The 16896-nt window shown below is 75.8% G+C and carries 18 protein-coding genes; 4 read left to right on the top strand and 14 right to left on the bottom strand.

Annotated elements, in window-relative coordinates; translation table 11 throughout:
• Nucleotides 1–2 precede the first annotated feature (2 nt).
• The 4 genes from ACXJY8_RS16370 to ACXJY8_RS16355 form a co-directional block, all read right to left on the bottom strand.
• Nucleotides 3–3896, bottom strand: coding sequence for a baseplate multidomain protein megatron (locus ACXJY8_RS16370; protein ID WP_463770699.1), 3894 nt, complete (start codon nt 3894–3896; stop codon nt 3–5).
• A gap of 71 nt (nt 3897–3967) precedes the next feature.
• Nucleotides 3968–4423, bottom strand: coding sequence for an NlpC/P60 family protein (locus ACXJY8_RS16365; RefSeq protein WP_463770697.1), 456 nt, complete (start codon nt 4421–4423; stop codon nt 3968–3970).
• Between the two features lie 7 nt (nt 4424–4430).
• A complete protein-coding gene (locus ACXJY8_RS16360) occupies nt 4431–5324 on the bottom strand; it encodes a phage/gene transfer agent baseplate hub protein (RefSeq protein ID WP_463770694.1) in 894 nt (297 codons plus the stop codon).
• Nucleotides 5325–5352: 28 nt separating this feature from the next.
• Nucleotides 5353–6222 carry a LysR family transcriptional regulator gene (locus ACXJY8_RS16355; RefSeq protein ID WP_463770691.1) on the bottom strand — a complete coding sequence of 290 codons (870 nt, stop codon included), beginning with the start codon at nt 6220–6222 and terminating at the stop codon, nt 5353–5355.
• Nucleotides 6223–6370: 148 nt separating this feature from the next.
• On the opposite strand from ACXJY8_RS16355, the gene ACXJY8_RS16350 reads away from it, so the two are divergent.
• Together ACXJY8_RS16350 and ACXJY8_RS16345 are read left to right on the top strand one after the other, a co-directional pair.
• On the top strand, nt 6371–6985 hold the full coding sequence (locus ACXJY8_RS16350) for a glutathione S-transferase family protein (RefSeq protein ID WP_463770689.1): 615 nt from the start codon (nt 6371–6373) through the stop codon (nt 6983–6985).
• A 599-nt stretch (nt 6986–7584) separates the two neighbouring features.
• Nucleotides 7585–8511, top strand: coding sequence for a pyridoxamine 5'-phosphate oxidase family protein (locus ACXJY8_RS16345; protein ID WP_463770686.1), 927 nt, complete (start codon nt 7585–7587; stop codon nt 8509–8511).
• Here ACXJY8_RS16345 and ACXJY8_RS16340 read toward each other — a convergent pair.
• Genes ACXJY8_RS16340 through ACXJY8_RS16305 form a run of 8 tightly spaced genes read right to left on the bottom strand, consistent with a single transcriptional unit; the run spans nt 8492 to nt 12127 of the window.
• Complete coding sequence (locus ACXJY8_RS16340; protein WP_463770684.1) at nt 8492–9145, bottom strand: phage distal tail protein, Rcc01695 family; 654 nt, start codon at nt 9143–9145, stop codon at nt 8492–8494. The genes ACXJY8_RS16345 and ACXJY8_RS16340 overlap by 20 nt on opposite strands.
• A 20-nt stretch (nt 9146–9165) precedes the next feature.
• Nucleotides 9166–9744 carry a phage tail tape measure protein gene (locus ACXJY8_RS16335; protein ID WP_463770682.1) on the bottom strand — a complete coding sequence of 193 codons (579 nt, stop codon included), beginning with the start codon at nt 9742–9744 and terminating at the stop codon, nt 9166–9168.
• Between the two features lie 15 nt (nt 9745–9759).
• Entirely contained in the window at nt 9760–9978 is a 219-nt protein-coding gene (locus tag ACXJY8_RS16330; protein WP_463770680.1) for a phage tail assembly chaperone, read from the bottom strand.
• Nucleotides 9975–10298: a gene transfer agent family protein gene (locus tag ACXJY8_RS16325; RefSeq protein ID WP_463770678.1), complete on the bottom strand. Its 324-nt coding sequence runs from the start codon at nt 10296–10298 to the stop codon at nt 9975–9977. Before ACXJY8_RS16325 ends, ACXJY8_RS16330 begins: the two co-directional genes overlap by 4 nt.
• On the bottom strand, nt 10298–10705 hold the full coding sequence (locus tag ACXJY8_RS16320; RefSeq protein ID WP_463770676.1) for a phage major tail protein, TP901-1 family: 408 nt from the start codon (nt 10703–10705) through the stop codon (nt 10298–10300). Before ACXJY8_RS16320 ends, ACXJY8_RS16325 begins: the two co-directional genes overlap by 1 nt.
• Nucleotides 10706–10734: 29 nt before the next feature.
• Nucleotides 10735–11181, bottom strand: coding sequence for a DUF3168 domain-containing protein (locus ACXJY8_RS16315; protein WP_463770674.1), 447 nt, complete (start codon nt 11179–11181; stop codon nt 10735–10737).
• Nucleotides 11178–11531: a head-tail adaptor protein gene (locus tag ACXJY8_RS16310; protein WP_463770671.1), complete on the bottom strand. Its 354-nt coding sequence runs from the start codon at nt 11529–11531 to the stop codon at nt 11178–11180. The genes ACXJY8_RS16315 and ACXJY8_RS16310 overlap by 4 nt, the downstream gene beginning before the upstream one ends.
• Before the next feature lie 26 nt (nt 11532–11557).
• Nucleotides 11558–12127: a head-tail connector protein gene (locus ACXJY8_RS16305; protein ID WP_463770668.1), complete on the bottom strand. Its 570-nt coding sequence runs from the start codon at nt 12125–12127 to the stop codon at nt 11558–11560.
• A 40-nt stretch (nt 12128–12167) separates the two neighbouring features.
• Here ACXJY8_RS16305 and ACXJY8_RS16300 point away from each other — a divergent pair, with 40 nt between their 5' ends.
• Together ACXJY8_RS16300 and ACXJY8_RS16295 are read left to right on the top strand one after the other, a co-directional pair.
• Nucleotides 12168–12965, top strand: a complete 798-nt coding sequence (locus tag ACXJY8_RS16300) for a S1 family peptidase (protein WP_463770665.1) — start codon at nt 12168–12170, stop codon at nt 12963–12965.
• A 114-nt stretch (nt 12966–13079) separates the two neighbouring features.
• Nucleotides 13080–13979 (top strand): S1 family peptidase, encoded by a 900-nt coding sequence (locus tag ACXJY8_RS16295; protein ID WP_463770663.1) that lies wholly within the window; start codon nt 13080–13082, stop codon nt 13977–13979.
• 71 nt (nt 13980–14050) lie between these two features.
• On the opposite strand, the gene ACXJY8_RS16290 is transcribed toward ACXJY8_RS16295, so the two are convergent.
• Together ACXJY8_RS16290 and ACXJY8_RS16285 are read right to left on the bottom strand one after the other, a co-directional pair.
• Complete coding sequence (locus ACXJY8_RS16290; RefSeq protein WP_463770661.1) at nt 14051–15247, bottom strand: cupin domain-containing protein; 1197 nt, start codon at nt 15245–15247, stop codon at nt 14051–14053.
• Nucleotides 15248–15596: 349 nt separating this feature from the next.
• The gene (locus ACXJY8_RS16285) at nt 15597–16805 is read right to left on the bottom strand and encodes a phage major capsid protein (protein ID WP_463780707.1); all 1209 of its coding nucleotides are present in this window, start codon (nt 16803–16805) and stop codon (nt 15597–15599) included.
• Nucleotides 16806–16896: the final 91 nt, after the last annotated feature.

Here is a 16896-nt window from a genome sequence, read left to right as displayed (position 1 = left end):
CCTCAGGCGGGCTCCACCGGCACCTGCGCCCGGGTCTCGGGGCCGGGCCCGGCCACGGCGCCGACCTGCGCCACCGCGATATCGAGGCGGAGCCGGGGCGCGCCGAAATCCGCCGCCTCGTCCGCCGCGGCGTAGAGGAGGTCGGGTCGGGCCGCCGTCAGGGTCCGGAGGGGGCGGCCGTCGGCGGCATGGAGCGTGACCCGGTAGGCCTCGGGCTCCTCCAGCGGGATCTCGGCGGCCTCCCAGGAATCGCCGTCGCGCCGGGCCCGGCGCGTCCAGGCGAGGCGCACGCCCTCCGCCTCCCGCCGCGCCCGCAGGTGGACGGGGCGCAAGGGGGAGAGGGCGCCGAGCCCGGCCGTGGCGCGCAGCTCGACATAGGCCGGGTCGGCCGGATCGCGCTCGGCCGGGCCGATGCGGTAGCGGAAGGGGCGGCCGGCCTCGTCGAGGCGCTCGACCAGGGGCACCGGCGCCCCGTCGAGGCGCACGATCAGGCTGCCGGCCGGCGCGGTGCGGCCGGCCTGCGCCTCGCTGCCGGCGAGACCGCGCAGGAGCCCGGTGAGCCGGTAGGTCTCGGGCCCGACCAGCGCGACCCCGGCGGCCGCGATCAGCTCGACCGCCCCGTCGGCCGCGCTGCGGAGCGCGAACAGGTTGCCCCCGGCGAGCGCCGCCGCCTCGTCGATCGCCGCGAGGTCGCCCGCGTGGCGCAGGCGGACCAGCAGGGCCGCGCCCCGGTCGAAGCGCCAGAGGGGACCGGGCGGCAGTTCGCCCAGGGTCTCGCCGAGGCAGGCGGGATGATCGACGAAGCCCAGCGGGGCCAGCGGAGCGGCCTCGCCCTCCGCCCGCCAGATCGCCATCGGCCCGGGCCAGGGCTCGGCCGTCACCGCCAGCACCTGCAGGGCGGTCGGGGTGCCGCGGTCGGCCGGCAGGTCGAGGGCCACCGCGAAGGGCGGCCCGGCCAGGGCCGGTGCCGTCCGGCGGGGGCGCGGGCCGGTGGGTTCTCCGGCCCGCGGCGCCCGGCCGTGGAGGGGGACGCCCCGCGTCTCGATGGCGTGTCCGCGCGGGCTGTCGGCGATGCGCAGGATCCGCTGCGGCAGGCGCTCCCCCGGCAGGGCCAGGAGGTCGCCCGGCGCGGGGTCGATCCGGCGCGGGCTCAGGGTGAAGCGCGCGGTGTCGCGAGCCGCCAGCGCGGCGTCGAGGGCGGCCTCCGCCAGGGCCTCGGCGGCGCCGCGCCGGGTCACCACGGCGGCCTCCATCCGGGTCTCGCGCCGGCGCCGGCCGGTCGGGCGGGTCGCGGCGGCGCTGGCCCGGCGGTACTCGGCGGTCTCGCCGTCGGTGAAGCCGATCGCGAGGGAGCGCGGCAGCTCCGCCTCCTCGGCCCGGACCCGTGAAAGGGGCGCCTCCGCGTCGCGCAGGACCACGAGGTCGTCGGCCGCGATGGGCCGAGCCGCCTCGCGGCCCGGCCCGCGCACGATCATCGTGCCGGCCCGGGCGGAGACGTCGAGGCCGTAGAGCTGCGCCAGGGGCTCCAGGGCCGCCCGGGCCGACATCGGCCGGTCGACGACGTAGCCGTCGAGGGTGGCCTCGGCGGTGATGGCGGCCGGCACCGTGATGCCGAGGTCGGACAGGATCGCGGCGACGAGCCGGTCGAGTTCCAGACCCTCGATCCGCCCGGTGATCCAGTGGCCCACCGGCCAGTTGCCGGCATCGGCCCAGACGGTGTCGAAATCGGGAAAGGCCGGGTAGGGCCGGGCGTCCCAGCACCAGACGAACACTGCATCCGCCGGCACCATCGGCCCGCCATAGAGGGGCGAGACCGGGTTGTGGGCGGCCTCGAAGCCGGACAGGTCGGGGTCGAACCGCCCCAGGATCGCCGCGAGGCCGCGGGCCTGGATCAGGTCGTCGCGGGTCCCGCGCGAGCCGGGCGGGCGCGCGTTCTCGGCGGATTTCGGGTCGGGGAAGACGTTGGGGCCGTTGGTGCCCTTGTCCACCGCCGGCACCCCGATCTCGGTGAGCCAGATCGGCTTTCCGCGCGGCACCCACGCCGTCGCGCGGGTCTCGACGCCGCCGTCCCGCTCGACATGCGGGTTCGCCCACCAGCCCACCAGGTCCTTGGCCCGGAAGGTCCAGGGCTTGGCGTAGCGCCCGTCGGTGATCGGCGTGCGGACCTGCGCCGCCCGGTCGGCCGCGTCGGCGTAGAACCAGTCGAAGGCCTCGCCGGCGCCGAGCCGCCCCTTGAGATAGGCCGGGTCGTAGATCGAGTCCGCCAGCGCCAGATCGGCATGGGCGTCCCCGTCGCGCCAGTCGCTCAGGGGCGGGTAGTAGTCGATGCCGACCGCGTCGATGGCCGGATCCGCGAACAGGGCGTCGAGGGGGAAGCGGATCGTGGCGCCGCCGTCGCGCACGTCGGCGCCGTACTCGGTCCAGTCGGCGGCGTAGACGAGCCGGACGGCCGGGCCGAGGGTCTGGCGCAGGGCCGTGGCGAGGCCGCGGAAGCCCTCCACGGCGGGGTAGCGCCCGGCCTCGGCCCGCACCCGGGTCAGGCCGACGAACTCGCTGCCGAGGATGAAGCCGGCGAGCGGGACCCCCGCGGCGGCCCAGGCGGCCGCCAGCGCCGCGTAATGCAGCACGAAAGGGCGATACTGCGCGAAGAAGGCCGCCACCTGCGCGCCGGCCGCGGCGGTGCCGTCCGGGCTCGCCGGCCGCCCGGGGGCGGGATCGCAGGTGATGCGCCCGCGCCAGGGATAGGCCGGCTGGCCGGCGGCGGCCGGGTCGCGCGGGTCCGGCAGGGCGTTGCCGGCGGGCACGTCCATCATCACGAAGGGGTAGAGCACCACCCCGAGGCCGCGCCGGTGCAACTCGGCCACCAGGCGGGTCAGGCCCGCATCCGAGGGGGTGCCGCCATAGGCCGGGCCGCCGCCGGGCGCCGTGGAGACCGGCCGCGCCCCGTCGCGCCGCAGGCCCGCCACCGACCAGGCGTCGCCGCTCGTCGCCTTGGCGGCCTGGTCGACCCGGGGGGCGATCGTGCAGTGCCCGGCACGCAGGTCGTCCCCGAACCAGCTCGTCACCACGGAGACGCGGGTCAGCCGCGGGCAGAGCGCCTGGAGCGCGTCGAGGGAGGCGGTGACGTCGGTGCCCGCCTGCAGCTGGAACCGGTTGGCCGGGCGGGTGGTGCCGTAGCCCGCCTCCTCGCTGACGCGCAGCGGATCGAGGCCGAACTCGGTGGAGCCCGGGATGAGGCAGACCGCCCGAATCATCCCGGCCAGGCCCGCGACGGGGCGCAGCACCTCGAAGGCGAATTGCGGGATGCGGTTGCCGAACTCGGCGAGCGCCAGGCGCTCGAACACCACGTAGGCGAGGCCGCGATAGGCAGGCGCGGCCTCCGCCCCCTCCTTGGCGACGATGAGCGGGTCCGGCGCCTGGTCCGCGTCGCCGAGGTGCAGCCGGAGCGCCACCGTGGTCAGGTCGAGCTCGCGCCCGTCCGCCCAGACCCGCCGGATTCCCGCCACCGGGCCCTCGCACAGGCCGATGGCGAGATCGACGAAGTAGGCGTAGCTCGTGCGCTTCAGCCTGCCGCCGCCGATGCCCTTGCCGCCGGCCGGGCCGGCGGCGCCCGTGCTCGCCACCTCCAGGGGCCGGGTCGCCCAGATCAGGGTGCCGCCGAGGCGGGCCCGGCCGTAGACCCGCGGGATCGGATCGCCCTCGGTGGAGCTCAGGCCCGCCACGTCCGACAGGCGCGGCCCCTCGACGGTGCGCCCGCCGGCGAGCCCGCCGAACAGGGCGGCGTCGAGGCCCGAGCCCGCCGCCGCCCCGAGGGCGCTGCCGATGATCCCGCCGATCGGGCCGCCGAGCGCCGTGCCGGCCGCCGCCCCGGCGGTTTGCAGGATCAGCGTGGCCATGGCGGACTCCGGGAGGCGGGAGGCGGGAGGCGGGAGGCGGGAGGCGGGGGGCGAGGGCTCAGGCGGTGCGGCTAGGCTCCGCCGCCCATGCCCGGAAAGCGGAAGACCCGGGCAAGGTGGCGCCGCCACCAGCCCGTCAGAGCGACCTCGGTGACGGCGGCGCCGTCATGGGCGTGGATCATCGTGCCGGTGCCCGTGGCGATGGCGCAGTGCCGGGCCGGCAGGTGGGCGCGGAAGCGGAACAGCAGGACGTCGCCGGCCGCGGGCGGGCCGTCGACGGGCACGAGGTGGCGCGCGGCCGCCTCCGCCAGGGGATCGCGCCCGGGCGGCGCGGATTCGGCCCAGGACGCGGCGTAGGGCGGGGCCGCCTCGGGCTCCGGGCCGAGGGCCTCGCGCCAGACCCCGCGCAGGAGCCCGAGGCAGTCGCAGCCGACGCCCTTGAGGGAGGCCTGGTGGCGATAGGGCGTGCCGATCCAGGCCCGCGCCAGGGCGACGATCGATTCGGACTTAAACGATTCAGAGCTCATGGCGCCCTCACCGGAACAGGCTGCCGCCGTCGAGGCCCGGGCCGGAGCCGGGGGCGGGGCGCAGCACGAAGTCGTTGCCCGGCAGGTGCGGGAAGCCCTGGAAGTTCGGCACGTTGGCGAACCTGTCGCGGCAGGTGGCGAGGCGCTTGTCGCAGCCCGCCGTGACGCGGAAGCGGTCGCCCGGCGCCACCGGGCGGGGCGGCGCCTGCCAGAGCTCGAGGCGGATCGTCCCCGCCGCGCCGGCCTGGTCGCGGATCTCGGCCTCCTGTCCGGCCTGGCCGTCGCCGCTCCAGGCGAGGCGCCCCCCGGCGAACCACCCGGGCGCGAAACTCCCCGCCAGGGCGACGTTGAGGCGGCCGGGCTCCGGCACCGCCAGCACCGTGCCGGTGGTGGCGAAGCGCGCATCGGTGAGGTCCACGCGGCAGCGGGCATCGCCGAGATCCGCCCCGCAGGTGGCGCGGTAGGTCCGGCCGCGCTCGGCGTCGAGCTGGTCCATCAGCCCGCGCAGCTCGGCCACGAAGGCCGTGCCGGCCCGGCGCACCTCGCCCACCGTGCCGATCTCGAGGAGCAGGCGCGTCTCCGGCCGGCTCCAGTCCACCAGCCAGGTCTCCACCGAGGCGGCATCGTAGAGCCCGCCGGCGATGTCGGCCTCGGTGAGCCCCACCGCCGAGAGCGCGCCCGCGACCTCGCCGCCGCCGATGGCGAAGCCGAGCTCGGCGGTTGCCTCGGCCGCCTCCAGCCCGGAGCGGGCCGCGTAGGTCAGGCCGCCGAAGGCGAGGTCGCGGTCGTGGTCGGTGAAGCCGAGGCGGGCGCCGTCGCGCCGGGTCAGGGCCCAGCAATGGCAGAGCGTGGTCGCCCCGCCGGCCAGATGCGCGGCGAGGTCGGGGGGCAGGTCGCGCATGGCGAAAAAAATCCTCGCGGAGACAGCCTCAGGAGCGGTTCGGATTGACCCGCGGGTCGGCCCGCAGGCGGGCCACCGCGAGATCGATGAAGGCCCGTACCTTGGCGGGCGCGCGCCGCCCCTCGGGGCTCACCACGTGGACCGGCATCGCCGCCGCCTCCGGGTCGTCGAGGACGAGGCGCAGATGCCCCTCCGCCAGGGCCGCGGCGACCTGGTAGGACAGGAGCTGCGCGATGCCCTGGCCGGCGAGGGCGGCCGCCAGCACGGAATCGATGGTGTTGCAGGTCAGGCGGGGCCGCAGGGCGACGGTCCCGGTGCCGGCCGAGCCGATGACGGCGTGGTCGCGCAGGTCCCGCATCGTCGCCGGGGTCCCGTGCCGGGCGAGGTAGTCCGGCGCGGCGCAGAGCACCCGGCGCACGGTGCCGACCCGGATCGCCGCGAGGCCGGAATCCGCGAGGGGACCGATCCGGACCCCCACATCGGCGCCCTCCTCGATCATGTTGACGACCCGGTCGAGGAACAGCGCCTGCGCCGAGACGGCGGCGTGGCGCGCGAGGTAGTCGATGATCACCGGCAGCACGTAGAGGCGCCCGAACTGCACCGGTGCCGTCACCGTCAGGGTGCCGGAGGGCGTGGCGTAGGAGCCCGCCGCGGCGGCCTCCGCCTCCTCGATCTCCGCCAGGATGCGCCGGCAATCCTCCAGGTAGCGCCCGCCCGCCTCGGTGAGCTTCACCGAGCGGGTGGTCCGGGTCAGGAGTCGCGCCCCGATCCGCGCCTCGAGGGCGGCCACCGCCCGGGTCACGGCCGGCGGGCTCATGTGGAGCTGGCGCGCCGCGCCGGCGAAGCCCCCGCTCTCCGCCACCCGGACGAAGACCCGCATCGCCTGCCAACCGTCCATGCCGTCCCCCGCCGGGCCTCGATTATTCCACTTTGCGGAAGAGTGGCTTGCGGGGAAAGCGCATTCTCCCCAAGCGGGCGGTGGTCTTGAATGCGGATGACGCCGGCGCCCGGCTCGGGTGCCGCCCCCATCCCCGAGGAGACCTCCCATGAAGCTGTTCCACGTCGCCCTGTCCGGCCACGCCCACCGGGCCCGCCTGTTCCTGTCCCTGCTCGGCCAGCCCTGCGACATCGTCGAGGTCGATCTCGCGAAGGGCGAGCACAAGGCGCCGGACTTCCTGCGGCTGAATCCCTTCGGCCAGGTGCCGGTGCTCGTCGACGGCGAGACGGTCGTGCCGGATTCCAACGCCATCCTGGTCTACCTGGCCAAAAGCCTCGGCCGCACCGACTGGCTGCCGGAGGACGCGGCCGGCGCGGCGCGGGTGCAGCGCTGGCTCTCGGTGGCGGCCGGCCCCATCGCGTTCGGCCCGGCCGCCGCCCGCCTGATCACGGTGTTCGGCGCCGCCTTCGACGCGGCCGAGGTCATTGCCCGGGCCCACGTCATCCTCGGCCGGATCGAGGCCGAACTCGCCGGCCGGTCCTGGCTCGCCGCCGACCACCCCACCGTCGCGGACGTGGCGCTCTACAGCTACGTCGCCGCCGCGCCGGAGGGGAACGTCGATCTGAACCCCTACGGCGCCGTCCGCGCCTGGCTCGCCCGCATCGAGGCCCTGCCGGGTTTCGTGCCCTTCCCGCAGACCCCGGCCGGCCTGCGCGCCGCCTGAGCGTCTCCGGGGCGCCGCAGGCGAGCTCGGACCCGGAGGGGCGCGCCAGCGGCGTGCAATCCAGAACCGCCGACAGCGTAAAGTCTTGCGCCACCCGCGTTTATGGATCCCGGGCTCCGCTGCGCGGCCCCGGGATGACGGGGTGCTGCGTGTGGATTTCCGGCCCGATCGCAGCCGAAACCAACCCCGTCATTCCGGGTCGCCGCAGGCGAGCCCGGAATCCAGAGCCGCTGACGGCGTAAAGTCTTGCGCCACCTGCGTTTCTGGATCCCGGGCTCCGCTGCGCGGCCCCGGGATGACGGGGGGCTGCGTGTGGATTTCCGGCCCGATCGCAGCCGAAACCAACCCCGTCATTCCGGGTCGCCGCAGGCGAGCCCGGAATCCAGAGCCGCTGACGGCGTAAAGTCTTGTACCACCTGCGCGTCTGGTTCTCGGGTTCCGCTGCGCGGCCCCGGGATGACCCGGTGCAACGCGTGGGTTTCCGACGAGCCAATCGGCATCTGCAATCCCCCTCCTTCAAACAAAGGCAGCACTCAGCGCCCGTTCCCGCCAACGCCCTTCCTCGGACCACGATCGAGCCCCGTCTCAGGAGACAGCCCATGTCCCTCCCGGAAACCCACCCCGCCGCGCCCTGGCACGCGGGCGAGACCGCCCTCCAGGCGCATCTCGGCGTCGCCGAGCGGATGGCCGAGCTCGGCCCCCGCGTCATCCGCGACCACCTGATCGAGCAGCACCGCGCCTTCTATCGCCAGCTGCCCTACGTGGTGCTGGGCACGGTCGACCCGGAGGGCGAGGCCTGGGCGACGTTGCGGACCGGGGCGCCGGGCTTCCTCGACGCGCCCGACCCCGGGCAGCTCCGGGTCCGGGCCGCGCCCGAGCCCGACGATCCCGCCGAGGCGGGGCTCGTGGACGGGGCCGCCGTCGGCCTCCTCGGAATCGACCTCGGCACCCGCCGGCGCAACCGCCTGAACGGCACCGTGGCGCGGGACCGGCCGGACGGCTTCTCGATCCGCGTGGCGCAGAGCTTCGGCAACTGCCCGCAATACATCCGGGTCCGGACCGATCCGGAGCCGGTCCCGGCCTCGCCGGCCGCGCCCCAGGTGTCGGATCGGCTCGACGCGCAGGCCCGGGCCCTCGTGGCGAGCGCCGAGACGTTCTTCGTCGCCAGCTACGCCCCCGGCGCCGACGGCACCCGGCAGGTCGACGTCTCGCATCGCGGCGGCCCAGCCGGCTTCGTCCGGGTCGGCGCCGACGGGGTCCTGACGGTGCCGGATTATTCCGGCAACCGGTTCTTCAACACCCTGGGCAACCTGCTCGCCAACCCGCGCGCCGGGCTGCTCTTCATCGATTTCGCCACCGGCGACCTCGTGCAGATGACCGGGCGCGCGCAGGTGATCCTCGACGCCCCTGACCGCGCGGACTTCCCCGGCGCCGAACGGCTCTGGCGCTTTGCGCCCCGCACGGTGGTCCGGCGCCCCGGCGCCTGGCCCCTGCGCTTCGCCCCCGCTACGGCACGATCTCGATGAGCGGCACCCGCGGGATCTCGCCCGCGGCGAAGGCCGACAGGTCGACGGTGAGGTCGTCGGTGTCGAAGCGGACCGGGACGTCGAAGGCGAAGCCCGCCGTCACGCGCGCGCCCGCCCCCGGTACGGCGTCGGCCGCGAAGGTGAGGCGGCCGGTGGCGGCGTCGCAGGCGACCTTGGCCGGCGGCACCGCGACGCCGTCCACCGCCACCCGCACGCTCTCGGCCACCGGCTTGGCGATGGTCCGGCGGTAGGGCGAAGGCCCGCTGCCGTAGGTCTTGGTGAGCTGGAACACCCGGGTGGCCCCGTCCCCGAGGCCGAGGAGCTGGTCGGTGGCCGCGATCCCGCGCGAGGGCGGGCCGGAGGTCGAATCGACCCGGTCGCGGTAGCGGAAGCCGTAGAGCCGGCCCCGCCGCTCCTCGAAGAAGCTCAGCACCGCGTGCAGGGCGTCGAGGGTGCGGATGCCGAAGCCGGCATCGTAGCGCCGGCGCGAATCGGCCCAGCGGCTGTTGCGGTGCTCGCGGCCCGAGGCCAGGGTCACGATCTCGGTCAGCCGGCTCGGGCCGCCGCTGCCGCGCAGGGCGACATCGAGGGGAAAGCGGACCTCGTGGAAGTCGCTCGGCGGGTCGTCGGCCATGGTGCGGTCCTCCTTTCGCCTCACAGGCCGCGGCGGCCGCGCGCCACCGCGCGGGCGAGGCCGGCGGCCACCTGCGCCTCCGAGCGGCGGAAGCTCTCGAGGTCGGGGGTGGCGATGTGGATGGACACGGGGGCGGAGGCCTGGCTCCCCGTCGCGACGCCCAGGCGCCCGTCGCTGCCGCGCTTCAGGGGCAGGATCGCCTCCGGCCCGGCCTCGCCCATCAGGCCGAGGCCGTCGCGCATGGGAAAGTAGGTGGGGGCGGCCACCACGCCGCCGGCCGCGAAGGGGCGCACGCGGCCCTGCTGCAGCGCGCCGCCCCGGGCGAAGGCCGTGTCCGTGCCGCTCACGGCGCCCGCGCCGATCAGCCCGTTCACCAGCCGGGTGATCCCGGACTTCACCGGATTGAGGGCCGCCGTGATCGCCACGCCGGAGAGTTTGGTCGCCAGGGTGCCGAGCACGCTGTCGAGCTGGCGCCCGGCCCCGACATTGAGGCTGAGCGCCTTCGACAGGCTCTGGCCGAAGCGCTGGGCGAGGCGGTCGAGGGTCTCCAGCTGCCGGGCGCGGGCGGCGGCGGTGCGGTCGGGTTCGGTCTCGGCCATGGCGGCCTCCTCGGGTCAGGTCGGGTCGGGGTAGCGGGCGATCAGGTCCCGCAGGGCCGCCCCGTCGAGGGTGGGGCGGGAGCCCGTCAGGCCGGCGGCGGCCATCAGTTCGCGCGGCGTGGCGCGCCAGAAATCGCGCGGGCGCCAGCGCAGGCGGCCGAGGCCCAGCGCCAGCGCCTCGTCCCACGGGAAGGCGGAGGGGGGCTCCGGCGCGGTCCCGCCCGTGGGGCTCAAGGGCTTTCGGAGGCCTCGCCGAAGGCCGCCGCGAGCACGGCGCCGATCGCCGTCCCGATCGCCTCGAGGTCGCCGGCCAGCGGCAGGGCCGCGACGGCGGCATCGTCGAGGGCGTGGCCGCCGCCGCGCAGGGCCGCGCCGAGGAGCGCGACGAGGTCGCGGCTCTTCAGCCGCCCGTCGCCGAAGCGGGCGGCGAGGTCGGTCAGGTCGGCGGCCCCGAGGGCATCCTCGAGTTCGGCGAGCGCGCCCAGGGTGAGGCAGAGGGTGTAGCGCTCGGGGCCCAGGGCCAGGGCCACCTCGCCGCGCCTGCGGTTGGCCATCAGGCGGCCGTGAAGGCGAGGGGGCCGGCCGAGTCGAGGGCCATGTCGAAGGTCACCTCGCCGGCGTGATCCCCCCGGTATTCGAGGCTGGTGATCTGGAACGCACCCTCCAGGGTGCCGAAGCCCGGCACCACGACCTGGTAGGTCTCCAGGGTGCCCTCGAAGAACACCTGCCGCAGGCGGGCGTCGGAGGCCTCGTCGCGGAACACGCCGGAGCCCGAGAGGGCGGCCCGGCGCACCCCCGCCCCGGCCAGGAGCTCGCGCCAGCGCCCGGCGGAATCGGCGTTGGTGACGTCCACGGTCTCGGCGTTGAAGGCGACCTGGCGGGCGCGCAGGCCCGCCACCGCCAGGAAGCCCGCGCCGTTCGAGATGCGGATGAGCAGGTCCTTGCCGCGTTGGGCTGCCATGGGGGGCTCCGGGGTTCGAGGGGCGTGGATCAGGCGGGCAGGCGCTCGGTGATCGCCCGCAGGGTCAGGGTGGCGCGGGCCTCGCCGCTGGCGGGGTCGCGCCGCACGGCGATGGCCTCCAGGTCGAGGCGCACCAGGGCGTGGCCCGAGAGGGCGAGGGGCGCGTCCTGCAGGAGGTCGGCGATGCGCTCGGCGGCGTCGACCGCGCTGCGGAGCGAGCCCGGCCGGGCGTAGACCGTCAGGCCGAGGGCGTGCCGGTGGCGCCGGGCGCCGTCGACGGAATCGTCGCGGATCTCGGCATCGCCGAACAGGGCGTAGACCGGCGCGACGCCCCGCGGCGGCTCGTCGGCGAGGCGCAGCGAGCCGCCCATCAGGCGGGCCAGGGGCGCGTCGGTGGCGAGGTAGGCGAGGATGGCGGCGCGCAGGGCCAGGAGCGGGCTGGTGGGCGAACCGGCGGGGGACGGGCCCGGGCTCATGCGGCGGCCTCGGCGGAAAGTTCCTCGACCTGGCAGACGAGGTCGCGCCGGCGCCCGTCCGGATCGCCGGCGCTGCGCACCGCGAAGCGGCGCGGGCCGCTGGCGAGGCGCATCGCCGGCGTGATCGTGGGCCCGAAGCGGAAGCGGACCCGGTGGGTGGCGACCGTCTCGGCGCGGCCGAACAGGAGCCGGTCGACCGGGCGCAGGGGCTCGATCGCGCCCCAGAGCAGCGGGCCGGCCTCGAAGCGGCGCACCACGCCGCCGAAGCCGTCGGGCGTCTCCACGGGGCGTTCGAGCACGAAGCGGCGGCGCCGCGCGCCGATCGGCACGCGGGTGAGGGGCTGCAGCATGGCGGGGATCTCCGGGGAGAAGGGCGCTACAGGCGCATCCGCCGCAGCGGCGCGACGAGGCCGGCGAGGGCGGGCGGGGGAACGGCGTCGCCGGCCCCGTCGCCGCGATGCTCGAAGGCGTGGGCGACGAGGAGCCGGACCGCCTGGGCCAGGTCCGGGGGAACCGGCGGCCCGGCCCCGCCATGGCCGGCATCGACCTCGATCAGGGCGGCGCGCCGGTCGAGGGCGGGGACCGCCGGATCGATCAGGAGGCCGGGCGCCTCGATCCCGTCCTCGCCGAGCCGGACGAGCCCGGCGGCGAGGTCGGTGACGGTGCCGCCGGCATCGACGAGGCCCGCCCGCGCCACGGCCACCAGGGGGCTGAGCGGCAGGGGCAGCCGGCCGTCGCCGGGCCAGGCCGTGAGCATCAGGCGATAGCGCCCGGGCACCAGGATGCGGCGGGTCGCCGCCTCCACCTGGGCCCGGGCCGCCGCGATCAGGCGCTGCACCAGGGCGTCCTCGGCGCCGCCGTCGTCGGGGTCGAGGCGCAGGACGCCGCGCATCTCCGCCAGCGTGACCGGCTCGACGAGGGCGCTGTCGACGCGTATCGGGGTCATCGTCGTCTCCGTGTGGGGGCCGTCCGAAAGAAGGATCGCGATGGCGCGCAACTCTGGCCGGAGCCGCCGCGCGGCGCGGCGCGGCGCCCCGGCGCTGCCGGGGTCCCTGCTGCTGGGGTCCCTGCTGCTGGTCCTGGGTCCTGAGGCCTCCGGGCCGGCCGGCGCCGTGGTGGGCGGCCGGCCAACCCCCGAGGAGGCGGGCTCGGCCGTGATGGTGCTGTCCTCCAACGGCGGCGTCTGCACCGGCATCGTCGTGGCGCCGGACGCGGTGCTCACCGCCGGCCACTGCGTGGCGGCCCGGGCCGAGCACCGGGTGCACTACAAGGACGCGGCCGGCGCGCCAATCCTGGCCGAGATCGCCGCCCGCGCGCTCCACCCGGGCTACGATGCCGGCGCGGTGGCGGGCCGCCGCCGCTCCGTCGACCTCGCCCTGGTGCGCCTCGCCAGTCCCCTGCCGGCCCGCTTCGTGCCGGCCGCCCTCAGCGCCGCGATGCCGCGGGCGGGCGAGCGCCTGACCTTGTCGGGCTACGGGGTCGCCGCGGCGGGCGACGCCCGCAGCACCGGCACCTACCGCAGCGTCGACCTCGCCGTGGTCGAGCCCTACGGGCCGAGCCGCATCCTGGTCTGGCTCGGGGCCGGCCCCGGCGGGGCCAGCGCCTGCCAGGGCGATTCCGGCGGACCGATCGGCGCGGACGCGGCCGTCCTCGCCGTCTCCGCCTGGGCCGCCGGCAAGGCCTGCGGCGGCGTCTCCCAGGGCGTCCTCCTCGGCCCGCAGCGCGACTGGATCGACCGCACCCTGTCGGGCTGGGGCGCCGCCGCCCGCTGGTCCGGCGCCTGAGCGGCGCGACGGATGACGAAACGTCCGCGGAACCAGAGCTTGGCCGATCCATTGCCTTCCGATACGTTCCATTCCGTTCTCGTCCAGACCATCGCCGGACGCGGGAGAGACACGATGTTGCCGACCGCGTTGCGCAAGGCTGCCCCCAGCACGACCGTCGCCCGCCGGCGCACCCGGATCGGGGCGGCCTGCCTCGCCGCGGCCCTCGGCGCGCTGGCGCCGCTGCCGGCCTCCGCGGTGATCAACGGCGAGGTCTCGCGCGATCCCAACGGCCTGCGCGCCTCGGTGGTGCGGATCGAGAGCACCCAGGGCGAGATCTGCTCGGGCACCCTCATCGCCCGCGACCTCGTGCTCACCGCCGCCCACTGCGTGATGCATCAGGCCGGCTACAGCGTGGTGGCGGTCGACCGGGCCTTCCGGCAGCGCCGCATCAACGCGATCGCCTTCGCCATGCATCCCGATTTCGTGCCCGGCACTACGCCGGAGGACCAGCCCGGCATCGACCTCGCGCTGATCAAGCTCGCCGAGCCCCTGAGCGCCGACTTCCAGCCCCTCGATCCCCGCGGCGGCGCCATCAACACCGGCGACGCCGTCGACATCGCGGGCTTCGGCGTGGTGGCCGAGAACCGGCGCAACACCGCCCGCACCCTGCGCCAGGCCCACCTCGTCTCCATCGGCTCGCTCCAGGTCGCCAACCGGGTCACGGTGGTGACCGACCGCCGCCGCATGGCCGAGACGGCGGGCGCCGGCGCGTGCCTGGGCGATTCCGGCGGCCCGATCCTGCGCGGCGGCCCCGGCGGCTACCAGATCGTCGGCGTGGTGAGCTGGTCGAGCGGTGCCATGCGCCAGGACAAGAAGGCCCGCACCGCCTGCGGCGGCTTCACGGCCGTGACGCCCACCGGCGAGCATGCCGGTTGGATCAACGCCCGCGCCGCCGAATTCGCCCGCATGCCCTCCGGCGCCGCCATCGGGGCGACCCGGTCGGACTGGATGGCCAAGCCCGGCCGACGCTGAAGCCCGGCCGGAGATAAGCCGGGCCGGCGCTGAAGCCCGGCCGGCGCTGAAGCGCGACCGGCGGCGCGGTCTCAGGCCGATCTGCCGAAGGTCTGCGCCGCTGCCGGGAAGCCGGCGACCTCCGGCTCGCCGAGGCCGAGATTGGCGGCGAGCAGGTGGCGCGGCACCTGCGCCAGCCAGGTCGAGAGCGAGGTCTCGGTGTAGGTGGCGCTGTCGTGCACGCCGACGATCTCGGCCGTCTCCGGCCCGATATTCTCCACCGAATGTCCGCAGGACCGCGGCAGGTAGGCGCAGTCGCCCGGGCCGAGCTCCGCCAGGGCCATGCGCTTGTCCTGGCCGAACAGGGTCACGCGCGTCCGCCCCCGCACAACGTAGTGCCATTCGTTGGCGGCGGGATGCCAGTGGGGCGTGTGGATCGCACCGGATGCGAGGGTCATCAGAAGTCCGGTCATGCCCGAGGAAACCGGGAACGCGCGCGCCGGAGCCACCCGCAGGGCGCTGCCGCCCGCCTCGGCCACCGCCCGGGTCTCGGCGATGGCGAACCGATGCGAGCGCGCCGGCGCCAGCGGCTTCGCCGCGCGTGCGGCTGGGCCTTCGCGGGGCGCGACGGGCCCCTGCATGATGTAGGTCTCGCCCGCGGGCATGGCCGCCAGGGTCGCGTTCGGCACGCCGAGGGCGTGGCCGAGCGTGGCGGAATCGAACCGGCTCATCCAGTCTGTCAGTCCGAAGGTGCCGTGCTCGCCGTAGAGGCCGTCGTCGAAGGCCAGGATGGCGTGGCACGGATCGGCCCCCAGCGTCTGGATCGCGTGCGCGTGGCCGGCGGGAAAGTACCAGGTCTCGCCGGGCGCGAAGTTGACGACCTCCATCTCGCCCGCGGCGTCGATCACCGTCGCCTGGCAATGCCCGGCCACGATGTAGCCCCACTCGGACGAGGCGTGCCAGTGCATCTCGCGCACGCCGCCCGGGTTGAGGAACAGGTGCGCGCCCGCGATGCCCGTGGCGATGGGAAGCTGGCGGGTCGTGACGTCGCGGGCCCAGCCGCCGGAGGTGGCCTTGATCGGGCCTGCATCGAGCGAGGCCGTGAAGGCGGCGGCCGCGCCGGGCTTGCGCGGGATCGTCCGCAGGAAGCTGGAGGCCGGGGCGACGTCGGCCCCGGCGGCATGGCCGTCCTCCGCGGCGGGGGTCGGGCCCGCCGCCACGCTACGGCTCACCAAGCCACTGCCGGCCGCGAGGGCCCCGAGGAAGAAACGGCGATTGGTCTGGTCCATCGGTGCCCCCTTGGCCGAGGGGCGTCCCGTCGAGGCGTGCCCCACGCCGATCGGTCCGCCCCGGTCGGAGGTCATCACCTCAGCTTGGCCGGAACATCATGCATTTGATGGACGTCTCGGCGTGATCCCCTGGCCGCGAAGGCTCGCCCGATCCTCGATCCGGGAAACGCTGCGGCGCCCGTCATCGCCTCGACGCCGGACAACGATGCGATCGGGCCGCCGTCCGCGGCACAGATCGGCGACTCGCTGTCGCCCCCGTGAGCGGAAGATACCCTTGAGTTGTCCCCCCAATTCAACACCCGCGCTTCCGCGTGGGGGCCCCGGTCCGCCGGGACCGGGGCCCCGGCGTTCAGGCCGTGAAGGACAGCAGCTTGATCGCGTCGAAGTCCTGCACGCCGCCGCCGACGCGCTTGGTGGTGTAGAACAGCACGTAGGGCTTGGCCGAGTAGGGGTCGCGCAGCACCCGCAGGCCGGCGCGGTCCACCACGAGGTAGCCGCGGCGGAAATCGCCGAAGGCCACCGAGAGGCTGCCCGCCGCGGCGTTCGGCATCGCCTCCGCCTCGGCCACGGGGAAGCCCATCAGGGTCGCGGCGGCGCCGGCGGCCAGCGGCGGCTGCCACAGGTAGTTGCCGTCCGCGTCCTTGAACTTGCGGATCGTGCTCTGCAGGCGGCGGTTCATCACGAAGGTGGCGTTCTGGCGGTAGCCCGACCGCAGGGCATAGACGAGGTCGAACAGCACGTCCGACGGGCTGGCGGCCGGGAAGGCGCCGGCGGCCCCCGTCGGCACCGTGCCGATCCGGCCCGGCACCCAGGCGGTGTTGGCCACGAGGTCGTAGGTCAGGAAGCCGCGCGGCCGGCCGACCCCGTTGCCGGTGACGAAGGCGGTGCCTTCCTGCTCGGCGAAGGCCGTCTCCACCTCGTCGGCGAGCCAGGAATCGATGTCCACGATGGCGTCGTCGAGGAGCGTCTGGGTGGCGGCCGGCATGGCGTAGAGCTCCATCGCCGGGAAGGTCAGCTCGGACAGGACCGGCGTGTCGGTCTGCGGCCGCGCCGCCGTGTCGGCGACCCAGCCCGAGACCGCGTCGCGCACCGAGACCGCGCGCTTGTACTGCCCGCCGGAGATCACCCGCACGGTGGCCAGCGCCCGGATCGGCGAGAGGTTGGCGAGGCGCGTCAGCACCATGCGCTCGACCTCGGCCGGCACCAGGTAGCCGCCATCCGGCCCGGAGCCGGACGACAGGGCCTTCTCCTCCAGCCGCTTCAGGCCGGCGCTCTCGCCGGCCCGGACATAGAGGTCGAAGGCCGCCTTGTGCTCGATGCCGGCGGCGTCGCGCGGGGCCGGGGCACCGCTCCCCGAGGATGCGGGGTTCGCCAGGGGCGGGCGGCGGCCGTCGAGGGTCAGGCGGTCGAGCCGGGTGCGCGCCGTGTCGAGGGCGGCGTCGATGCGGGCGAGCTTCTCCTCGGTGAGGACGTCGCCGGAGGCGCGGCCCTCGATCGCGGCCAGCCGCGCGTCGTTGGTCTCCTTGAACGCCTCGAAGGCGCGGGCGAGCTCGGCCATGGCGCTGCCCACCGCCGGATCGTTCGGGCCGGCGGCCTTGTCCTCCAGGAGCGGCAGCGCGCCCTTCACCTCGGGTGCGTGCGGGGCGGCG

Source organism: Methylobacterium sp. TK31 (assembly GCF_055361545.1).
This window is presented reverse-complemented; position numbering and strand designations above follow the sequence as displayed.

Bases quoted from the DNA above. Each gene is read 5' to 3' on its own strand.
- ACXJY8_RS16370 (WP_463770699.1), bottom strand. From the start codon at position 3,896: ATGGCCACGCTGATCCTGCAAACCGCCGGGGCGGCGGCCGGCACGGCG.
- ACXJY8_RS16365 (WP_463770697.1), bottom strand. From the start codon at position 4,423: ATGAGCTCTGAATCGTTTAAGTCCGAATCGATCGTCGCCCTGGCGCGG.
- ACXJY8_RS16360 (WP_463770694.1), bottom strand. From the start codon at position 5,324: ATGCGCGACCTGCCCCCCGACCTCGCCGCGCATCTGGCCGGCGGGGCG.
- ACXJY8_RS16355 (WP_463770691.1), bottom strand. From the start codon at position 6,222: ATGGACGGTTGGCAGGCGATGCGGGTCTTCGTCCGGGTGGCGGAGAGC.
- ACXJY8_RS16350 (WP_463770689.1), top strand. From the start codon at position 6,371: ATGAAGCTGTTCCACGTCGCCCTGTCCGGCCACGCCCACCGGGCCCGC.
- ACXJY8_RS16345 (WP_463770686.1), top strand. From the start codon at position 7,585: ATGTCCCTCCCGGAAACCCACCCCGCCGCGCCCTGGCACGCGGGCGAG.
- ACXJY8_RS16340 (WP_463770684.1), bottom strand. From the start codon at position 9,145: ATGGCCGACGACCCGCCGAGCGACTTCCACGAGGTCCGCTTTCCCCTC.
- ACXJY8_RS16335 (WP_463770682.1), bottom strand. From the start codon at position 9,744: ATGGCCGAGACCGAACCCGACCGCACCGCCGCCGCCCGCGCCCGGCAG.
- ACXJY8_RS16325 (WP_463770678.1), bottom strand. From the start codon at position 10,298: ATGGCCAACCGCAGGCGCGGCGAGGTGGCCCTGGCCCTGGGCCCCGAG.
- ACXJY8_RS16320 (WP_463770676.1), bottom strand. From the start codon at position 10,705: ATGGCAGCCCAACGCGGCAAGGACCTGCTCATCCGCATCTCGAACGGC.
- ACXJY8_RS16315 (WP_463770674.1), bottom strand. From the start codon at position 11,181: ATGAGCCCGGGCCCGTCCCCCGCCGGTTCGCCCACCAGCCCGCTCCTG.
- ACXJY8_RS16310 (WP_463770671.1), bottom strand. From the start codon at position 11,531: ATGCTGCAGCCCCTCACCCGCGTGCCGATCGGCGCGCGGCGCCGCCGC.
- ACXJY8_RS16305 (WP_463770668.1), bottom strand. From the start codon at position 12,127: ATGACCCCGATACGCGTCGACAGCGCCCTCGTCGAGCCGGTCACGCTG.
- ACXJY8_RS16300 (WP_463770665.1), top strand. From the start codon at position 12,168: ATGGCGCGCAACTCTGGCCGGAGCCGCCGCGCGGCGCGGCGCGGCGCC.
- ACXJY8_RS16295 (WP_463770663.1), top strand. From the start codon at position 13,080: ATGTTGCCGACCGCGTTGCGCAAGGCTGCCCCCAGCACGACCGTCGCC.
- ACXJY8_RS16290 (WP_463770661.1), bottom strand. From the start codon at position 15,247: ATGGACCAGACCAATCGCCGTTTCTTCCTCGGGGCCCTCGCGGCCGGC.
- ACXJY8_RS16285 (WP_463780707.1), bottom strand. From the start codon at position 16,805: ATGGCCGAGCTCGCCCGCGCCTTCGAGGCGTTCAAGGAGACCAACGAC.